This is a genomic window from Methyloversatilis discipulorum (assembly GCF_018780585.1).
Classification (GTDB): domain Bacteria; phylum Pseudomonadota; class Gammaproteobacteria; order Burkholderiales; family Rhodocyclaceae; genus Methyloversatilis; species Methyloversatilis discipulorum_B.
The window spans coordinates 20,808-39,975 of sequence record NZ_JADMJL010000008.1; the positions used below are offsets into that span (position 1 = coordinate 20,808).

At 64.9% G+C, this 19,168-nt stretch carries 20 protein-coding genes and 1 tRNA gene; 8 read left to right on the plus strand and 13 right to left on the minus strand.

What is annotated here, in order from left to right; all coding sequences use genetic code 11:
- Nucleotides 1–63 precede the first annotated feature (63 nt).
- Together IV112_RS02405 and IV112_RS02410 are read left to right on the plus strand one after the other, a co-directional pair.
- Nucleotides 64–2,007 carry an ATP-dependent DNA helicase gene (locus IV112_RS02405; RefSeq protein WP_304000876.1) on the plus strand — a complete coding sequence of 648 codons (1,944 nt, stop codon included), beginning with the start codon at nt 64–66 and terminating at the stop codon, nt 2,005–2,007.
- 391 nt (nt 2,008–2,398) lie between these two features.
- Nucleotides 2,399–3,037 (plus strand): hypothetical protein, encoded by a 639-nt coding sequence (locus tag IV112_RS02410; protein WP_304000877.1) that lies wholly within the window; start codon nt 2,399–2,401, stop codon nt 3,035–3,037.
- 6 nt (nt 3,038–3,043) lie between these two features.
- On the opposite strand, the gene IV112_RS02415 is transcribed toward IV112_RS02410, so the two are convergent.
- Complete coding sequence (locus IV112_RS02415; RefSeq protein ID WP_304000878.1) at nt 3,044–4,345, minus strand: tetratricopeptide repeat protein; 1,302 nt, start codon at nt 4,343–4,345, stop codon at nt 3,044–3,046.
- A 94-nt stretch (nt 4,346–4,439) separates the two neighbouring features.
- Nucleotides 4,440–4,691, minus strand: coding sequence for a hypothetical protein (locus IV112_RS02420; protein ID WP_020164020.1), 252 nt, complete (start codon nt 4,689–4,691; stop codon nt 4,440–4,442).
- A 125-nt stretch (nt 4,692–4,816) separates the two neighbouring features.
- On the opposite strand from IV112_RS02420, the gene IV112_RS02425 reads away from it, so the two are divergent.
- On the plus strand, nt 4,817–5,476 hold the full coding sequence (locus tag IV112_RS02425) for an alpha/beta hydrolase (RefSeq protein ID WP_304000879.1): 660 nt from the start codon (nt 4,817–4,819) through the stop codon (nt 5,474–5,476).
- Nucleotides 5,477–5,579: 103 nt separating this feature from the next.
- Here IV112_RS02425 and IV112_RS02430 read toward each other — a convergent pair whose 3' ends face one another.
- Nucleotides 5,580–6,164, minus strand: coding sequence for an IMPACT family protein (locus IV112_RS02430; protein WP_304000881.1), 585 nt, complete (start codon nt 6,162–6,164; stop codon nt 5,580–5,582).
- Nucleotides 6,165–6,211: 47 nt separating this feature from the next.
- Nucleotides 6,212–6,379, minus strand: coding sequence for a hypothetical protein (locus IV112_RS02435; protein ID WP_304000883.1), 168 nt, complete (start codon nt 6,377–6,379; stop codon nt 6,212–6,214).
- Between the two features lie 176 nt (nt 6,380–6,555).
- Here IV112_RS02435 and IV112_RS02440 point away from each other — a divergent pair, with 176 nt between their 5' ends.
- Both IV112_RS02440 and IV112_RS02445 read left to right on the plus strand, forming a co-directional pair.
- Nucleotides 6,556–7,950, plus strand: a complete 1,395-nt coding sequence (locus IV112_RS02440) for a hypothetical protein (protein ID WP_304000884.1) — start codon at nt 6,556–6,558, stop codon at nt 7,948–7,950.
- Between the two features lie 44 nt (nt 7,951–7,994).
- Entirely contained in the window at nt 7,995–8,372 is a 378-nt protein-coding gene (locus tag IV112_RS02445) for a DUF423 domain-containing protein (RefSeq protein WP_304000886.1), read from the plus strand.
- Nucleotides 8,373–8,440: 68 nt separating this feature from the next.
- Here the strand turns inward: IV112_RS02445 and IV112_RS02450 are convergent, their stop codons facing one another.
- Nucleotides 8,441–8,707: a hypothetical protein gene (locus tag IV112_RS02450; RefSeq protein WP_304000887.1), complete on the minus strand. Its 267-nt coding sequence runs from the start codon at nt 8,705–8,707 to the stop codon at nt 8,441–8,443.
- A 143-nt stretch (nt 8,708–8,850) separates the two neighbouring features.
- Here IV112_RS02450 and serS point away from each other — a divergent pair, with 143 nt between their 5' ends.
- Nucleotides 8,851–10,131, plus strand: coding sequence for a serine--tRNA ligase (serS, locus tag IV112_RS02455; RefSeq protein ID WP_304000889.1), 1,281 nt, complete (start codon nt 8,851–8,853; stop codon nt 10,129–10,131).
- Between the two features lie 89 nt (nt 10,132–10,220).
- A tRNA-Ser gene (locus IV112_RS02460) sits at nt 10,221–10,310 on the plus strand.
- Between the two features lie 136 nt (nt 10,311–10,446).
- On the opposite strand, the gene IV112_RS02465 is transcribed toward IV112_RS02460, so the two are convergent.
- From IV112_RS02465 to IV112_RS02495, 7 genes are all read right to left on the minus strand, one after another.
- On the minus strand, nt 10,447–10,926 hold the full coding sequence (locus IV112_RS02465; protein ID WP_304000891.1) for a hypothetical protein: 480 nt from the start codon (nt 10,924–10,926) through the stop codon (nt 10,447–10,449).
- Between the two features lie 50 nt (nt 10,927–10,976).
- On the minus strand, nt 10,977–11,459 hold the full coding sequence (locus tag IV112_RS02470) for a virion core protein, T7 gp14 family (protein WP_304000892.1): 483 nt from the start codon (nt 11,457–11,459) through the stop codon (nt 10,977–10,979).
- Nucleotides 11,460–11,559: 100 nt separating this feature from the next.
- The gene (locus IV112_RS02475; RefSeq protein ID WP_304000894.1) at nt 11,560–13,434 is read right to left on the minus strand and encodes a hypothetical protein; all 1,875 of its coding nucleotides are present in this window, start codon (nt 13,432–13,434) and stop codon (nt 11,560–11,562) included.
- A gap of 145 nt (nt 13,435–13,579) precedes the next feature.
- Nucleotides 13,580–14,101 (minus strand): hypothetical protein, encoded by a 522-nt coding sequence (locus tag IV112_RS02480; protein ID WP_304000896.1) that lies wholly within the window; start codon nt 14,099–14,101, stop codon nt 13,580–13,582.
- A gap of 477 nt (nt 14,102–14,578) precedes the next feature.
- On the minus strand, nt 14,579–15,109 hold the full coding sequence (gene rnhA, locus IV112_RS02485) for a ribonuclease HI (RefSeq protein ID WP_304000898.1): 531 nt from the start codon (nt 15,107–15,109) through the stop codon (nt 14,579–14,581).
- A gap of 451 nt (nt 15,110–15,560) precedes the next feature.
- Nucleotides 15,561–16,610: an AAA family ATPase gene (locus IV112_RS02490; RefSeq protein ID WP_304000899.1), complete on the minus strand. Its 1,050-nt coding sequence runs from the start codon at nt 16,608–16,610 to the stop codon at nt 15,561–15,563.
- Between the two features lie 189 nt (nt 16,611–16,799).
- Nucleotides 16,800–17,330 (minus strand): KilA-N domain-containing protein, encoded by a 531-nt coding sequence (locus IV112_RS02495; protein WP_304000901.1) that lies wholly within the window; start codon nt 17,328–17,330, stop codon nt 16,800–16,802.
- A 62-nt stretch (nt 17,331–17,392) separates the two neighbouring features.
- Between IV112_RS02495 and IV112_RS02500 the strand changes: the two genes are divergently transcribed.
- Nucleotides 17,393–18,457, plus strand: coding sequence for an SIR2 family protein (locus IV112_RS02500; RefSeq protein ID WP_304000902.1), 1,065 nt, complete (start codon nt 17,393–17,395; stop codon nt 18,455–18,457).
- A 26-nt stretch (nt 18,458–18,483) separates the two neighbouring features.
- On the opposite strand, the gene IV112_RS02505 is transcribed toward IV112_RS02500, so the two are convergent.
- Nucleotides 18,484–19,077 carry a recombinase family protein gene (locus IV112_RS02505; RefSeq protein ID WP_304000903.1) on the minus strand — a complete coding sequence of 198 codons (594 nt, stop codon included), beginning with the start codon at nt 19,075–19,077 and terminating at the stop codon, nt 18,484–18,486.
- Between the last annotated feature and the right edge of the window lie 91 nt (nt 19,078–19,168).

Below are 19,168 nucleotides of genomic sequence, written 5' to 3' on the forward strand. Positions count from 1 at the left end.
GACGACGGCGCTGCGGTACACTCCGGGCCGGTTTCAGCCGTCTTCCGCACCTCATTCCTCTCCGTGTCCGACATTCCCGCCACTTTCGCTCCCGACGGCCCGCTGGCCCGCGCCATCGCCGGTTTTACGCCGCGCACGCAGCAGACCGAAATGGCCGAGCGCGTGGCGCAGGCCATCGCCGACCGCAGCGTGCTGGTGGTCGAGGCGGGCACCGGCACCGGCAAAACCTACGCCTATCTGGTGCCGGCGCTGCTGTCCGGCGCCAAGGTGATCGTGTCCACCGGCACCAAGACGCTGCAGGACCAGCTCTACGGCCGCGACCTCCCCACCGTGCGCGGCGCGCTCGGCGTGCCGGTCAGCATCGCGCTGCTGAAGGGGCGCGCCAACTACCTGTGCCACTACCACCTCGAACGTTCGCTGCAGGAGGGTCGTTTCGGCTCGCGTGAGGATGCCTCTCACCTGCAGGCCATCGCGCGCTGGGCCAAGGTGACCAGCACCGGCGACAAGGCGCAGTGCAGCGAGGTGCCGGAAGAGTCGGGTGCCTGGTCGCATGCGACCTCTACGCGCGACAACTGCCTCGGCCAGGACTGTCCGAACGCCAAGGAATGCTTCGTCACCGCCGCGCGCCGCGAGGCGATGGAGGCTGACGTGGTGGTGGTGAACCATCATCTGTTCTTCGCCGACCTGATGCTGCGCGACGAGGGCGTGGCCGAACTGCTGCCGGCCTGCAACGCCGTCGTGTTCGACGAAGCGCACCAGCTCGCCGAGACCGCCAGCCTGTTTTTCGGCGAATCGGTATCGACCTCGCAGATGCTCGAGCTGGCGCGCGACACGCGGGCCGAGGCGCTGGTCGGCGCCAAGGACTTCAAGCAGCTGCCGGAATCGGCCGAGCGCCTGGTGAAGGCGGTGCGCGACCTGCGGCTGGTATTCCGCGAGGAGAACGTGCGGCTGTCGGCGGCACAGATCGACGAGCGCCCGGCGTTCGCACCGGCGCTGGCCACCGTGCTGGACGCCCTGAACGAACTGGCCGGTCTGCTGGAAACGCAGGCGGCGCGCAGCGAAGGGCTGGAGAAATGCTGGCAGCGCGCGCTCGACCTGATCGCCCGCGTCGAGCGCTGGCAGGCCGGCGAGAAAGCGGGCGAGCAGTCGGACCGCGTGCGCTGGGCCGAGGTCTATACGCAGGCGCTGGCGCTCAATGCCACACCGCTGTCGGTGGCCGACATCTTCCGCCGGCAGATGGAAGACAACCCGCGTGCCTGGATATTCACCTCGGCCACGCTGTCGGTCGGCAACGACTTCGGCCACTACTGCGGCGAACTGGGCCTGCACAACGCCGAAACCGCGCAGTGGGGCAGCCCCTTCGCCTACGAACAGCAGGCGCTGCTGTACGCCCCGGAAAACATGCCCGAGCCATCGGCGCCGACCTATGCCGAAGCCGTGGCGCGCGCTGCCTGGCCGCTGATCAAGGCCTGCCGCGGCGGCGTGTTCGTGCTGTGCACCTCGCTGCGCGCGATGAAGCGCATCCACGAACTGATCGAGGACAAGCTGTCGGCCTGGGACCCGGAGCGGCCGCTGCTGATGCAGGGCCAGGCCACCCGCAGCGAACTGCTGGACCGCCACCGCGCCGCCGGCAATGCCGTGCTGGTCGCCAGCCAGAGCTTCTGGGAAGGCGTGGACGTGCGCGGCGATGCGCTGCAACTGGTCATCATCGACAAGCTGCCCTTCGCGCCGCCGGACGACCCGGTGCTGTCGGCCCGCATCGAACACCTGAAGCGGCAGGGGCGCAACGCCTTTTCCGAATACCAGCTGCCGCACGCGGTGATCAGCATGAAGCAGGGCGCCGGCCGCCTCATCCGCGACGAAAGCGATCACGGCGTGCTGATGGTGTGCGACCCGCGGCTGGTCGAAAAGCACTATGGCAAGGTGATCTGGCGCAGCCTGCCGCCGATGCGCCGGACCCGCAGTGCCGACGTCGCGGTGCAGTTTCTCGAAAGTCTCGCCGGCTGACAGCTGGCGGGGATCGGATCCGGCGGCCCGCAGCGGCCGCGTCGCGGCCAAGGCCGCTCCCACGGGGTGAGGCGCCCGAGCAGCGGCCGGAGCTCGGGGTCGGGGCTCTGTGGGAGGGGTCTTCTGACCCCGACGGCAGCTTGCGTCGAAGCCGGCGGCCCGCAGCGGCCGTGTCGCGGCCAAGGCCGCTCCCATGGGGTCGGCGCCTGAACGGCGGCTGGAGCTCGGGGCTCTGTGGGAGGGGTCTTCTGACCCCGACAGCGGCCTGAACCGAAGCCCGCGGCTGCTGCTTACTGCCGGTACCGCTCCGGCGATACCGGGCGCTTGCTTCACGTCATGAACGCAGGCGCCTTGGCGTGCCACACTGCGCGGCGTGTGATCGGGAGGCGGTGTGTTCGCAATCGAAATCTGTCTGCTGCTGCTTGCGCTCGGCGTCAGCGCGCTCATGCGGCCCTGGCGCATGCTGGTCGGGCCGCTCGGTGCACCGTGGGCGGCTTCGCTGGTGGTGCTGTCGTTGCTGTGGGTGCTGCCGCAGATGCTGCCGAACGGCATATCGATCCAGCTTTCGGGCGCCTGCCTTCTCTTGCTCATGTTCGGCTGGCCGCTGGCGGTGATCGAGCTGGTGCTGGTCGCGCTGGCGGTGTGGACGCTCGGCGACCTCGGTTTCGCTGCGGTGCTGTCGCAGCTGGTGTGGATAGGTCTGGTGCCGGCCACACTCGCACTGGCGCTGGGCGAGGCCTTGCGCCGCGGCTTGCCGGCACACCCCTTCATCTACGTGCTGGGGCGCGGCTTCATCGGTACCGCGATGAGCATTTTTGCGGCCGGTGCGGCGTACGAGTTCATCCACCACCTGCTTGGCGGCGTCGCCGTTGAGCACGCACTGGTCGCGCGCTGGCTGATGGCCTGGGGCGACGCCTTCCTGACCGGCATGCTGGTGGCGGTGTTCGTCGCCTTCGTGCCGGAGTGGCTGGCCACCTGGTCGGACCAGCGCTACCTCGGGTCGCCGCCCCCGCCGCCGTCTTCTTCCTGAGCGCGCTCAGGCGCTGCGCACACGCGGCGCGTCCGGCTCAGGTTTCGCGAACGCACGCTCGGCGCGCAGGGCTTCGGCCAGCGCCCGCTGACCGTCGCGTTGCGCCGCCTCGATCAGCGTCAGGTCGATGATGTCGCGCTGCGCGTGACTGCCACCGAAGCGGTGCGACACGTGGCGGATCGGCCGCAGCAGGCGCACGGTGCTGGCGTAGTCGCCCTCGCCGAAGGCGGCGATGGCGCGCGTTGCGGCACGGCCGACTTCGGCGATGAAGCCGGCGTTGTCGCCTTCGCCTGCCAGCGCCAATTCCTGCGCGTCGATCAGGCTGCGCATCTGCGCGGTGCGGCCGGTGGCGGCGAAAGCCATCATCGCGTGCATGTCGCTGAAGGCGTAAAGACTTCGCCCGGCCATCGGTGCCCAGCGTTCGGCCACCGCCTGCCAGCGTTCGCCGACATCGATGCCGCGCATGTGCAGGCGCCACAGCAGCGCCGACATGTCGATGAAGTCGAACACCAGACCCGGTGCGCGGCCGAATACGGCGTCGTCGAACAGCGCGAGCACGTCGTCTATTTCGTCGAGGCCGAGGTGGAACAGCGCCAGATGCCAGTGGTTGTGCACGGCGAGGAAGCTGTCCTGCGCCCAGGCCTGCGGTGCGGCGCGCATCCAGGCGATGCCGTCGCGGCGACGGCCCTGCATTTCCATCACGTGGGCGACGGCGTGCTGCGCCCAGCCGTCGCGCGGCTGGATCTCGACCGCCTGCCGACCGTAGCGCTCGGCGCGCAGGTAGTCGCCGGTCTCTTCCAGTCCGAAAGCCAGCATACCGGCCACCGCGTGCCAGGCAGGCATGTCCATGCTCCAGGCCGGAAGCGCGCGGGCGATGCGGTCGCGCAGCATGCGCGAGTCGCCGAGCAGGAAGTCGCATTGCTGGCCGGCCTGCAGCGCCAGCACGTCGAGAGGATGATCGATTGCGACGTCTTCGAGCACGCGCGCGGCGGCGCGCCAGCGGCCCTCGGTCATCAGCGCGACCGCACGCAGGTGGCGGCTTTCGCGTTCGTTTGCAGGCAGCTTCGCCGCCGTGGCGTGGGCGGCAGCTGCAACCGGAATGCCGGCCGGCTCGGTGCCGAGCAGGTGCAGATAGGCACGCAGCACGTGGCCCATCACCATGTCCGGCGCCTCGGTGAGCGCGCGGTCGATGGTGGCGACCGGGTCGCCGATGAAACAGCGCAGTTCGTGCTCGGCCTGTTCCAGCAGTTCGATGCTGCGGGCGGTGGCACCGGTGACCGCGAGGCCGGCGGGGTTGTTCAGGGACATCGTTTCACTCCTGTGGTGGTTGGACACAGGCGTATCTACGTGCTCCGCTGCGGACTGGAGACAGGCGGGGCGTGACCGGCGTCACGCCCGGTCTTCATTGTTGATAGGCCAGTTCGAGGTCGGTGTCGAGTTCGATCACGCAGTCGAGCACGCGGCTGGTGAGCGTCTCGTCGTCGTCGGTCCACATCGAATCGGGCTCGTCGTCGCGGGTGGACAGCGGTGCGATGTCGAAATCGACGAACTGGTCGCCGATCTTCAGCACCGTCATGCCGGAAGCGTGGTCGGCCAGGGTCCAGTCGTCCGGCACCTGCAGCTCGGCGGTCACGCGTACGGTCAGTGTCTTCATGTGAATCTCCGGTTGATGAGGCGGCACTTTAGCGCGCATGGGCGACAGTGGGGCGATTCCTTGCGCTGACACGCCTCGGCCCGGCGTCGGCTAGCATGCGCGATTGTCCGAAACCGCACTCCCTCATGTCCGTCAATCTGATCGAACTCGAAAGCGGCGATTCGCCGGTCGCCACCGTCATTGTGCTGCACGGCCTGGGCGCCGACGGCAACGACTTCGTGCCGGTGTGCCGGCGGCTGGATCTCGACGCCGTCGGTCCGGTGCGTTTCGTGTTGCCCGACGCGCCGGAACGCCCGGTCACGCGCAACGGCGGTTACATCATGCGCGCCTGGTTCGACCTCTACGCGCCGGGCGCCGGGCAGGAAGCCGAAGCCGACGTGCGCGCGTCGCAGGGGCTGGTCGATGCGCTGATCGCACGCGAGGTCGAACGCGGCGTGCCGGCGTCGCGCATCGTGCTGATGGGGTTCTCGCAGGGCTGCGCGATGGCGCTGTTCGCCGGGCTGCGGCACGCGGAGCGGCTGGCCGGCATCGTCGGGCTCTCAGGCTATCTGCCGCTGGCGGCATCGACCGCCGATGAGCGCAGCGAAGCGAACGCCGACGTGCCGGTCTTTCTGGCGCACGGCTCGCAGGACGGCGTGGTCACGATCGACCGCGCACTGGCCACGCGCGAGGTGCTCGATGCGCTGGCCGTGCCGTACGAGTGGCACGCCTACGACATCGACCACGAAGTGAGCATCGAGGAAATCCGCGACATCAACCGCTGGCTGCTGCGCGTGCTGGCCTGACGGCGCTGCCATCCGCGCAAGCGCCTCTGCGCACGCGGGGCATGCATCGATTGCGGGTGCTTGACCCAGCGCGGTGTCCGATCAGAGGCACGGCCCCCTCAGATCAATCTACCCAGCCTATGCGCCCCTGTCCTGCGTCGTTGAGCCGGGCGATGAACGGCGCCGCGTCGGGCTCCGGCAGGCTGATCGTCATCGCGACCACGGAGTCGTGGGTGACGTCGACCAGCGTGGCGCGGGCGGCGTCGATCTCGCGCCGGACCGTGCCTTCGAGCGCATAGGGCAGGGTGCAGCGGAGCACGCGCAGCTTGGTCAGTGGCACCTTGACCGCACCGGTCAGCGCCGACGCGACCGCGTCGGTGTAGGCACGCACCAGACCGCCGGCGCCGAGGTTGATGCCGCCGTAGTAGCGCACGACGGTGGCCAGCACGCCCTCCAGATCCTGATGGCGCAGCACTTCCAGCATCGGCCGGCCGGCCGTACCGCTGGGCTCGCCATCATCGACCGCCGCCGACTGGCCGCCGGCCAGCAGCGCCCAGCACACGTGGGTCGCACCCGGGTGCTGGCGCCACAGTTCGAGCACGCGCGCCTGCGCCGAAGCGCGGTCGCGCATCGGCTCCACGCAGCCGATGAAGCGGCTTTTCTTGATCGTGAGGTCGCTGTGGACCGCGCTGGCGAGGGTGTTCGGCATGGGGCGGCAAGCTTAGCGCAGTGCGTCCCCGGTAGGGCTTCAATGCGTCAGAGCATGGCCGCCTGCTCGCCCTTCTCGTCATGCTCCAGCATCCAGTGCGCGAGGCTGTCCAGCACCGGCGGCAACCTCGCATCGATCAGTGCCGCGAGCCGTTCGCGGTCGCGCGCGGTGAGCGCCCGGCGCACCGGAAGCGCCGCGAGGCTGTCGGCCGACATCGACCAAGGCGTCCATTCTAGCCCCGCCTCTTGCCACGGCATCGCCGCGTGCTGCGCGATCGCGATGCCATCCGGTTCGCAGGCGATGCGCCGCCGCGGCTGTACGGGGCGAACGCCCTTGCGTATGCTCCGCGCGTGGCCAACGCGCGGTTGGCGATGCTCCGGGGGAGAGCGGAATGCGTGGCATGTTCGTGTTGATGGCGCTCTGTGGCGCGCTGAGTGGCGCGGCGCAGGCTCAGACCGATTGGCTGTCGGGCATGCCGACGGCGAAGCAGGTGGAGTCGGCAGTGCAGGGGCGCAGCGAGCGCGACACCGCGGCGCAGACGAGCGCGGTGCTGCAGATCATGGACGGCGTGGTGCAGAGCCTGTCGCCCAAGCCTTTCGATGCGGACCGGCTGGCGCCGGACGTGAAGCGCCGCCTCGGCGAGTACCGCGCCGCACGCGAGCGCATCGACGCGCGCGAGATGGCGAAGTTCTCCGGCAGCAGCTGCGAGGGCGATCATTGCGAGAAATACCTCTATCCGCGCTGCCAGCAGAAATACGTCTTCTCGCCTGAGTTCTACCGCGTGGTCATGGATCGCCACTTCGCGCCCGAGTGGCAGCGCAGCTGGGTGCCGAAAGTGCATGGCACCTTGTGGCAGCGCGCGCTGAAGCTGCCGGCCGGCACCACCTTGCCCGCCGGCTTCGGTGATGGCCCGCCATGCTCCGGTCGGGTGGCCGGCGCCGACTACAGCGAACCCGGCATACTCGATTACGCCACGGCCGGTGCCGACATCGGCCTAGATCTCTTTGCCAGTCTGCTGGTCGGTGACGTGCGCACCTATCGCAAGCCGCGCGAGCTGTTCGACGATGTGATGCCCGGGCTGCTGCTGGCCGCTGGCGCTGCGGTGATGCTCATCGTGCTGGCGCTGCGCCAGACCTTGCGCGACGTGTCGCTGGACCGCGGCAATGCGCGCAAGCTGGTGTCGTCGGTGCCTTACGAACTGGATATGTTCGCCGGCGACATCCACGGTTACAGCCGCGGCATCGAAACCATCACTACGGTCAGTGGCGGACAGAACAACACGCCGGTCACCAGTTCGTCGCGCAGCGTGCTGCACGAACGCTTTTTCCTGGTCGGCCCGGTCGGCGGTGAGGTGGAAGTGAAACTGACCGACGCCGACTCCGGCGCACGCGACGGCCACCGGATGACCGCCGCGTGGATACAGAAGCCGGGTAAGACCGGCGGACCGTGGCTGTTCATGCGCAACCACACGATGCGCACCACGATGTGGTTCGGCAACAATGCGAAGAAGCCCTACGGGCTGCGCAGCTGGCCGGTGTGGGCGCTGGCCGCACTGTTCGTCGGCACCTGCATCTGGATCGGCGTGCGAGCCGACACACTGCGTGTCGTCAGCGATGGCTGGGACGTGATCGGCCATCTGCTCCTGTGGTTCGGCATGCCGGCGCTGCTGGTGGTCAGTTCGCTCTTCATGTGGATCTACGCGGTGCGCAGCCGGCGGCTGGCGCGCTTCCGCCGCGAGGTGGACGAACGACTGATCCCCGAACTCGATCGCGCCGCCGGCGTCTGAGTAGCCGCCGTCGCGCGCCCCTTTCCGCTTCCTGGATCTTTCCGATGTCTGCCGATGCCCGCCGTTTTCTTTTCTTCGCCGCCCTGACCGGCGCACTGGCCGTGATGCTCGGCGCCTTCGGCGCCCATGCGCTGAAAGCGCGGCTGGACGAGAACATGCTCGCCGTGTGGCAGACCGCGGTGCAGTACCACTTCTGGCACGCGCTGGCGCTCGGGCTGGTCGGCCTGCTGGCCATTCACCTGCGTGATTCAAGGGCGCTGCGCGTTGCCGGCTGGTTGATGCTGCTGGGCGTCGTCGTGTTCAGCGGCAGTCTTTACGCGATGGCCTTGAGCGGTGTGCGCGCACTTGGGATGGTGACGCCGCTGGGCGGCCTTGCCTTCATCGCCGGCTGGCTGGCGCTGGCAATCGCCGTCAGGCGCTGAGACGGCTAGGGCACCACCTCCCGCCCGGCCGAGAGACGACCGCTACCGGTAGGGGCCGCGCCGTGCGCTCAGTGCAGTTCGGGCCGGTGCACCGCGCAGAAGCGCTCGACCGCTGCCCTGGTGCGTGCCCGCTGCTCCATGTCGAGGCGCTGCGCGGCCTGCTTTTCCGCGTCCTGCAGGATGCGCAGCATCAGGTCGGCGCCGCCGTCGCTCTGCAGCATGGCGCCGGCCAGCGTGGCGGCGAGCATGGTCGGCAGACCGGTGTAGTCGGCGAGTACACCGACCTCCAGTTCGCTCAGATTGCTGTGATCGAGACAGTCGCGCAGTGACAACATGACATTCGCGTGAAAGGAGTGGGGCCCAGGCACTATACCGCCCCGGACGGCGGTCGCTGTTAGAATTTTGCGTTGCAATGTGACGACGGCTGCCGGATGCGGAGGCCGCTCACATCCGTTCCATCAGCCACAGGTTTCATTTCATGCTAGACGCCCAACTGCTGCGCAGCCAGCTCGCTTACGTTCAGGAACGAGTCGCCCTGCGTGGCTACACGCTCGACGTCGCCCGCTTCCAGGCCCTGGAGGAGGAGCGCAAGCGCATCCAGACCGACACCCAGGACCTGCAGGCAAAGCGCAACGCCGCGTCGAAGCAGATCGGCCAGCTCAAGGCCAAGGGCGAGGACACGTCGGCGGTGATGGCCGAGGTGGCGGGGCTGGGCGACGCGCTGAAAGCGGGCGAGGAACGCCTCGCCGCACTGCTGGCGGACATCCAGGCCTTCGTCGCCTCGCTGCCCAATCTGCCGCACGAGTCGGTGCCGGTCGGAAAGTCCGAGGCGGACAACGTCGAGGTGCTGCGCTGGGGCACGCCGCGCAGCTTCGATTTCGAGGTGAAGGACCACGTGGACGTCGGCACCGCGCTCGGCGGCCTCGACTTTGAAACGGCGACCAAGATCAGCGGCGCGCGCTTCACGCTGCTGCGCGCCGGCATCGCCCGCATGCACCGCGCGCTCGCCCAGTTCATGCTCGACACGCACACCACTGAACACGGCTACACCGAGCTGTACGCGCCCTATATGGTCAACGCCGACAGCATGTTCGGGACCGGTCAGCTGCCGAAGTTCGAGGAAGACCTGTTCGCCGTGCCGCGCGGCGACGGCGGCAAGTTCTACCTGATCCCGACCGCCGAAGTGCCGGTCACCAATATCGTGCGCGACACCGTGCAGCCGGCCGCCGGCCTGCCGCTCAAATTCGTCTGCCACACGCCGTGCTTCCGTTCGGAAGCGGGGTCCTACGGCCGCGACACGCGCGGCATGATCCGCCAGCACCAGTTCGACAAGGTGGAGCTGGTGCAGATCGTGACGCCGGACCGCTCGTGGGACGCGCTGGAAGAACTGACCGGTCACGCCGAAACCATCCTGCGCCGGCTCGAACTGCCTTACCGCAAGGTGGCGCTGTGCACTGGCGACATGGGTTTCGGCGCCGCCAAGACCTACGACCTCGAAGTGTGGCTGCCGGCGCAGAACACCTACCGCGAAATCTCGTCCTGCTCGAACTTCGAGAGTTTCCAGGCTCGCCGCATGCAGGCGCGCTTCAAGAACGAGCAGGGCAAGAACGAACTCCTGCACACGCTGAACGGCTCCGGCCTCGCGGTCGGTCGCACGCTGGTGGCGATCCTGGAGAACTACCAGCAGGCCGACGGTTCGGTCGTCGTGCCGGAAGCGCTGCGCCCGTGGATGGGCGGCGTCGAGTGCCTCGGCGCCTGACACGCAAAAATCGCGCCGACGCTTTCCGCCGGCGCGACCCCTGTGCTACACTGCGCGCCGCTTCGCGACCACGAAGTTCGCAGTACCCCGGAGAGGTGGCAGAGTGGTCGAATGTACCTGACTCGAAATCAGGCGTAGGCGCAAGTCTACCGTGGGTTCGAATCCCACCCTCTCCGCCAGCATTCCAGAGACCCGTAAGCTCCTTCTAAATCAAGGGCTTGCGGGTTTTCTCTTTGTGGGCTTCACCACACGCTTTCACCACACGCAGAACACCGGAAGGAGACCCCCCCGAAGGGGTCCCCCTCTGATGCCCTTTTAGGCCTCCGCGTGCATCCGCTCAGTGCTGCGCATGAAGTACGGGACAAACGCGGGCCGCCCCGCGGCGTCCTGTGTGGGCTCCATGGCAGTGAATCCGATGGACTCCACCATCGCGCGCTTGCGCTTGTCTTCCGCCGGCACTGCGCCGAACAGGACGGGGTGATGGTGTAGCAGGGTGTGCTTCACGACGCCCCGGAGGATGTGGGTTACCTCCTGCTCATAGGGGACCGCCGCGTGGCTTAGCTCAAACCACGGGAAGCCGTTCCCGTCCGGGTGCTTGATGCAGCCCAGCAGCATGAGCGGCACGCCTTCGGTGTCCGTTACCAGCAGAGACATGATCGACTGCCGTACAGCCTCCGCCATCACATGGTTGTCCGCGCTCAGGCCATGCAACGGCGTCACACTCAGCGGGGTAAATTGGGCCGCGTCCTCCTCCGTTGCCTCATAGACCAGAAGGCTATTCAGGGTGTCATTCATCGGGTGTGCTCCTTGGGATTGATCGGTGTCGTTCTGGGTGAGTGCGCCGCTCATTTCACGATCCCCTCTTTCGGCTTCTGCTTCTCCATCACACTGCTGGCAATCTGCAACCCGGTGCCCACAAGGCTGGGCCTCCGTACGGCTGCCATCCTCGCGTTCCCCTCAAGTTGCGCTGTCTGGCCCCCGTACTGGGCCGCCTTGAGGGCGTTCTTCCGGTTGCCCTCAATGGACGCGATGTCCATCCCCCGGAGCATCTCGGATTCCCCTTCGATGCGCTGCTGGGAGACACCGCCCAAGCCCGACTCGGCACCGGCTACGCGGATACGGGCGAGTTCTGCGCGGGCCTCTCGGGAGCGCTCGGAGACCTGATCGGTGGCGTTCTGGTTGATCTGCTCATAGCGGTCCGCAAGCTGCTGTGTCTGGGCGCTATAGGCTGCTTCGATGGCGTCCTGCTGGGCCTGCGCTGCGGATGACTGCTGCATGTAGCTGTATGCCCCACTCAAGATGGTGAGGCCGGTCATTACGTCGCACATGGATGATTCCTTTCGTTGATCTAGGGATGTCCTGCTGCTCATCAATGAGCGCAAGAAAGGGCGTCCTACTGGCGGCGGATTGAGCCCCCGCCGTGGCCGTTTAGGGCTTGAGCACGCTGTTTAGGTCGCGCAGTGCTGTCTCTCCGAGTTGCTCCGGCGTGAATCCACGTTGCCGCAGCCATTCCTGAAGTTCGCCCGCTGGCTTTCCTTCAAACATCTGGCGAAGTTCCGCCGCTGTGGGCATCTGGTCTTGTCCGCCGATGCGCCCCCGTGAGGTGCGCCGCGCGACGGAGGAGGCCGCCGACACAGCCGCGTTTGCTTCGCCGCTGCTGCGCTCCTCGAAGGGGACCCAAGGCGCACGAGAGGGGCGCCGTATGAGGTCCGAAACGTCCGCCGCGATGCCGCTTACCCCGTTGTATGCCCTTTGAAGGAAGCCCGGTCCTTTCGCGGCCTCGGCTGCGGCCTTCCCGGTTGCTTCCTCTTCGCGCGCTTCTGCGCCGCCGGGCGATGCGTTCCGTTCCTCGGCTTCCGACAGTTGCCGCTGCAACTGCTCCACGACCCAATCCGGATAGTCCTTGCGGAGGCGGTCCGGTCCTGCCTTCCGTACCTGCTCCATCCGGTCCTTGTGGTCAGGGCCATAGGTTGGTTGCAGCAGCGGACCCGCCTGCTTCACAAGTTCGTTTGCATACTTTACCTCTTGCCCCGCGGCAATCTCTCCCGCCTGGAGGGCGCGCAACATCTCAGCTTCGAGCGCAAGGCGCACCTTGCGGGCGTTTGTCTGATCCTCCGGAAGCTCAACCAAAGCGAGTGACCGAACACCACGAATACTTTGAAGAGCAAGGCGGGCCATGGGACTATTCCACTGTTTTGAGTCGGCGGCCCCCTCCCGCGCCGCCGCCTGTCTCTGGTCGTTCTTGACCCGGTACCACTCGGACAGGAGGCTCTTTCGCCCTGCGGGAGATATGCCCCCGTCACCGGCTGCCCTGAGGATGTCCATGGGTCCGACTTCTCCCCGGTAGATGCGCACGAGTAGGCCTGACTCCGCCGCCTCCTGCTCGGGCGTGGCGTCGCGCTTGATGCGCCCCTCTAGGAGCCGTTGAAACTTGTCGATGTCGGAGGCCCGCGTAATCAGCCCCGTCCGCAGTAAGGTATCGAACGAAGAGCGCGCCTCCCTCGGGTCATCCATGAGCATGATTCGGGCAACCTCCTCTTCCTGCCTCTGGTCGCGCTCCTTCCGCATCCCCTCTTCGACAGCCTTCCGGCCGCTCACGTAGGTCCTTGTCGCGGCCTCTTCGGCTGCGTCAATCTTGGCCTTCCATTCGGGGCTGAAGTACATACCGGGGGAGCCGTCCGGGCGGTTCTCCTTGAGTGCCTGATAGACACTCGGACGGCCTTCGTCGCCGTACTTCTTGACTGCCGCGAAGAGCAGCTCCTGGAAGCGCTCACCGGACACGCCCAGCTTCTTCATGCTGTTCTGGAGGTCGGCGAGGAGGGGACCATTGAGGGCCTCTCCGGACTCCGCCATGTTCCGCACGAAGCTATCGAGGACGTACAGGGCGTTTGACTCGACCTTCTCCCTTACCCGTGCTCCTTCTGCCTGGGCGTGTGCCGTGCGGACCTTCTCGACGTGCTTGATGAAGGTGGTGTCGTAGTGCTCCCGGAAGGGACCATCGAGGCCATAGGCCCGCTCCCCGTACTGCTTCGCCAGCCAGTCGTCGAAGTTGTCCTTGTCGGGGTCGAAGGAGGACTCGTAGGACTGCACCATGGCGGCCCCGTCCTGGTCACCCTTGACGGACATGTCCATCGCCATGTAGCCCCGTGCGAAGTCTTCGGAGGCATCGTCCGGCTGTGCCTGCCCGGTGGCTCTGGCGCGGCGGCCCGCGGCCTGCTCTTCGCGGATGCCTTGGTCGATGTGCGACCCAAGGGCCTTATCGAACGTGGCGAGGCCATCAAGGAGACCAGCCAGCTCGGACATTGAGGGGGCCGGGAGGGAGCCAGGATCGGCGGGGTTCGCTACGACTTGCGTGACGTAGTTGTTCCGGGTGCGTCCTCCGGGGACCGTTTGGGGTCTTTGGTTGATGGGGATTCGGTTATCCATATCGGTTGCCTTTCGGTGTTGTTCAGGCGGTCTGTGCGGGGGCGGTCATGCTCTGCACTTCGGAGACGCGCAGGGGGCTGGGGTCGCGGGATGCACGACGGTAGGCCGTGACGCGGAACGGGGCATCCGCTCCGGCTTCCAGCAAGATGAAGTCCGCGGCATGCAGCAAGGCCATATGAGTCGCGGAGAACGCCGCACCGGCAAGAAGTAGCGGAAAGCGCTCAAGGGCTTCCGTCTTGGTCCAGGCCGTGAAGGTCTCTTGCAGGGCAGGGAGCGGCACCGCATGCGCGCGCTTGGGCAGATAGACCCATACGGCTCCTTGCCCCTCAGCCAGCGGCATGCAGCCAAACAGCGCGACAGGCTGCGAAGTGCCGTCGAGCACGCACAGTGAAGAAGAGGAGCGGCGCAGGGCTTCCGATAGGTGGGCGCGGAGGTGTTCCGGGCGTGTGCGTTCTTGGTCACCTTCGGCGTCTGCATGGATGCTCAGGAAAACGCCAATGTCATGATCTTCGGCTGCGCGAGTTGTGAGGCTTACGGTATGCATATAGGTTGCCTTTCTTTGATCTAGGGATGCCTCTCCGGCCTCATCACAGGCGCAAGGAGGGGCGTCTTACTGGTGGTCTGCGGGGTAGGGTTCACAGAGGGCTAGCGGGGCTCCTGCGCGCCCTCACGGCCTCCAATGGCGATGACGCCTGTAATGCTGTCGAAGGAGACCCCCGTGATGCCCATGTCGTGCATGGCCTTGAGCAAGCGGGCGGAAGCAAGGCGCCGCACTTCGGGGTCCTGTGTGGTGTCCCGGAAGAGGCGCAAGTCCTTTGCCGTGCTGCGAGCGTGAGCCTTCTGGGTGCGGATAAGGACAGAGGTGAGAGTGCACAGGGCGGTCATTTCGGGTGCTCCTTGGTGGTTGAGGAGTGCCCAGCATCGACGGGGAGGGGATGCCTTGCGCAAGCCCCTATGTGCTACAGTCCCATTAGTCGGATGTCCTAATAGTTCCACTTTCGGAACCCTTCCTTTTTCGGGGCTAGTTCTCTTCCGCCTTGAAGCCGTACATCAGGGCATCCCAGCATGCTCCGCCCGGAATCAATGCCACCCCATCGGCCGCCGCCTTGGCGAGCTTGTCCGCTTCCTCGTTGAAGATGTGTCCCGCGTGGCCCGGCACGTACTTCCATGTCACGTCATGGCGCGCCGTTTCCTCCTCCAGGCGCTCCCATAGGTCGCGGTTCTTCACTGGGCCTTGTGCGGTCTTCCATGCCTTGGCCTTCCACTGCGGCAGCCATTCGGTGATGCCCTTCCGGACGTAGTTAGAGTCGGTGAAGAGGACCACGACTGACGGGGCCTTCAGGCTTGCCAGCGCCTGAATGCAGGCCATCAGCTCCATTGCGTTGTTTGTGGTGCGCCCTTCTGAGCTACCGCTTATTGCGCGCTTCTTGGGGCCTTTGGTGAGGACGGCGGCCCAGCCTCCCGGACCGGGGTTCCCTTTGCAGGAACCATCTGTGTAGATGATGACCGGGAACGGATCGGTCCCCGGCCTCATGGCTTGCTTAGCTCTCATGCGTATGTCCTTGGTGATTTCCGCGCGATGTCCTCCACGGTCGTTCAGCCGGTGCGGCTGGCTGGGTGGATTCGAGGGGTACGGCGCGGGGGATGTGGCGGGGGAGTTTCCAGTTTCCTGCCCTATAGGAAGAGGAAACCAGGAAACCCCGAGACTAGAGTCTCTCGGGGGACTCCTATAGGTGTTCCCTCAGGCTCTCCTGCTTCGCAGGGGCATCCCTGAGGATGTGCCTATGGCGGTGCTTCGCACCTCGGAGACCACACATACATAGACATCCTTGTATGAGGTTGTCTTAGGTATGGGCAATGAAGGGAGGGACTCTCAGAGTGGCCTTCGGTGTCCATGCTTCGCATGCGGTCCGAAGGAGGTCAATGAGGAAGTGCAGTCCTGAGTGGTGACGGGTATGGGTGTCTCCTGTCCCAGACTCCGGGCGTGCTCCTTGGGTCATCTTCTAGGTATCCATTGGGGTGTCCTCCTCTCTGGTCTGTGCTTGCGCCTCGGATTCCTCTCCTCCGGCAGTGTTGAAGCATGCGTCCCATTCATCGGCGGTAATCAGACCCTCGGCAATGGCCCGCTTCCTCCTCTTCGTGACCGCTCCGGGTGTCACGCCGAGGGCCTTGGCTAGGTCTGCCTGCGTGCGGTGCTCACATGTCCGCGCCTCCGTAACCGTCTTGATGAGTTCTTCGTCTCCGGTCTCTTCCGAGCACCACACGGGCTGGGTGTCTGCTTCGGTGTCGGTGAGCCAGATTGTTTGATTGCGGATGGACGCATCACGGCGCCGTCGGTACTTCTCCCATTCGAGGTCTATCCCAAGGGCACCGGGAGGGACGGCCCGCGCAGATGCTTTCAGGCTGATGAGGACTTCAAACGTGGTGGCAAGCTTCGAGGAGCCCCGGAAGGTGCCGTTGTTCTTGCCCGTGTGGTGGATGAGGATGCAGGCGATACCGGCCTGCTTCATGCGCTTCAGGAACCGGACAATGCCGTTGAAAGAGGCTGCGCTGTTCTCGTCCGCACACTCCGCAAGGGTGCTGAAGTTGTCGAGGATGACGACATCAAAGCCTTGCTCCCGTGCCATCTGAATCACGGTGTCCTGCCCCTCGGGTGTCCCGATGTCGGGGAACGGGGCGTTCATGTGCTGGGCCTGCTGGATCAGTGCGCACAGGTTCCGGGAGGCTGCTTCGGGGTCGCATCCTTGGATACTCGGGAGCAGCATCCGGGCGCGGCCGATGATGTCTTCCTCGGGCATCTCCCCGTCGATCAGGAGAACCCTTCGGGGCTTCGGTGCGGTCCAGCCAAGCAGGCTTCCGCCTCCTGCGATGGCAAGTGCAATGGCCTGCGCAAAGATGCTCTTGCCGGCCCCTGCGGGTGCGTAGATCAGAGCACTGTCAGAGGTGCGCAGCCAAGGCGAAAGGAGCGGCTCCCGTGGTTCGATCTTCTTGGCGAGCAGTTCCCCAAGTAGGGACGTGCGAAGTCCTCCCAGCGGGGGGATGGTTTGGGTCATGAGGGGGTAGTCCTTAGGTGGTCAGTGAGGGGCCGCTAAGGGAGCGGCGAGGGCGGCAAACGGGACAGGTAAACGAAAGCGTGCAGCGCAGATTCCCTCCTTTCAGTGGCTGCGGGGCGTGAACTGCTCTTTAGCTAGGGTGAGGGTTTACCCCCCGCGATTGGGCAAGGCGCGCCCCTGTGGCGCCTCTCAGGGGATAAAGGACACGCCGCGCCGAACCTCCGGAAGAAGCGCCTTCACGATGTCCTCCACGGTCCTGTCCGGTGTCAGCGGGGCGGCTACGGGCTGCACCTCGACGCGCCCCCGGAGGATTTCATCCACCATGAGGTCACACCAGACAGCAAACCGGACATCCAGCCAGCGGGCGAAGAAGACGGCCAACTTGGGGTGCGCCCAGGTTCCTCCTCCGTGCCCCTTCGTGGCCTCGGCAAGGAGCGCCTTGAGGGCGCGGGTCTCCTTGTGGGTGATGAAGGAGTGCTGTCCCTTCTCGAACTCGTTGATGGCGAGCACGACGCTGTGCTTCTCGTCCGCATTCAAATCGGTGTCTTTCCACCCATTTGGAAACAGCACCTCCACGAGGGCGCACATGTACTCCTTGGTCTCGTTCAGCTTCCAGAATTCCTTCAGCTCCTTGCCGAAGTACTGGGCCGCCTTGGTCATGTTGAAGTAGCCGTCTTCGCGGAACGTGAAGGTGTGGCCTTGGTATTGTCTTCTATACAATACGCATTAGCGGCGCACAGCGGTCTCAAGGCGCAGATGATAACTTCCGGAACGGGTGGGCAATGAAATCCATAGTGATTTTTGCAGGTGCAGGCGCATCTCGCGGGGTTTCCGCGAAAAAGTACCCCATGGCGGTGGATTTCAAGAAGAGACTGCCGGAAGGAGTGCTAAAGAATCCTCTCTATGTCGCTCTTGATAAGTTCCTTGCGCAACACAATAGCGATGGAGCCGATATCGAGCATGTCCTTTGGGAGCTGGCAATCTTAGCTCAAGCTTCGGAATACCTTACGCGCGTCGGAGGCTTTGGTCATTTCGTCCTTCAGCAGAACCTTTTGCAAAAGCTGAGCGGGTCAGGCCAGAGCGGGGGCGATTCAATAACGCAGCATTCGAACTTTAATAGGCAGGTTGGTGCACTAAAGGACCAAATCAACTCATGTGTATATGATTTCTATTCCCTTGAGCCCACAATGGAAGAGCTAATGGGGAGCTGGTTTCCATTGCTTAATCTAATTTCATCGTTAGGGTTTGAGAGTGTTGATATCGTAACCACCAATTACGATGTTGTTCTAGAGTCCGTCATGGATGGGTTGCCAGATGCCCCGTTCAAGCTACCCGCGACCAGCGGTAGATTTTCGTCCCTTGATGTGGATGCATGGCGCGGCGCCGAATGCGCGGGCCTGCTCACAAAACTGCATGGTTCCGTGGATTGGAAACTTGGAAACGGCGGTTCCGCCCTCCGGCCGGTTATACGGGTGGGCCATCCCGAGTTTGACGGGGATCATGGAAAGAGATTGATTCTATATCCGGGGTTTAAAGGGGCACCAGATTCGGAACCCTTCGGTGTTTTCCATGATTACTTTAGAAGAACTGCAAGAAGAGTTACTCATATTCTTTTCATCGGTTTTGCTTTTAGGGATGAATACATTAATAACATCCTCTCGATGACGATACCGGGAACCGCGAAGGTTGCTGTTGTCAATCCTGTTGAGCACTTACCGTCTTTGCCGTTTCTTCAAAACGCGCTCCACTTAAAGCAGGGATTTGGGCTTCCCGAAAACGGAAGCTTGCTATCAAGTGGCGGCATCGTTCCGTTTTCATTGAGAGAGGTTGGGGCTTGGCTGGACTGATCGCGCCAGACTCTCCCTGGACCAAGCTAACTCCGGGTGCATAGTTCCCGCTTGTACTGGTAAAGGGTCTCCCTACTGATCCCGAAGTCCTTTGCAAGCTGCGTCATGTTCACCTTTCCCGGCTCCTTCAGGCGCGCGCGCAGGGCCTCCAAGCGTTCCCCCGTGAGGCTGGGCTTCCGGCCCTTATAGACCCCCTTCGACTTCGCTATCTCGATCCCTTCCCGCTGCCTCTCCCGGATCAGTGACCGTTCAAACTCGGCAAAGGCTCCCATGACAGACAACATGAGGCGCGCCATCGGGTCATCCTTGCCCGTGAAGGTCATCCCTTCCTTGATGAACTGCACTGCCACGCCCCGCCCGGTGAGGTCATCCACGATGCGCCGGAGGTCATCCAGGTTACGCGCCAGTCTGTCCATGCTGTGGCAGATGAAGGTGTCTCCCGCCCGTGCGTGCTTGAGCGCTGCCTGTAGCTGCGGGCGCTGTGCGTCCTTCCCGCTAGCCTTGTCCTCGAACTCGATATCCAGCGCCACGCCGTCTAGCTGGCGGTCCGTGGCTTGGTCAAGAGTGGACACACGGCGGTAGCCGATGCGGTGCCCTGCGGGTGTCTTTGCGGTGGTCATGGCTGGGTGTCCTGACGGGTGAAAGTGTCAGGTTTAACTCTAAGACCTTCGTTCACTGGATGTCAAGTAATTCAACATCCACCCTAAGCCG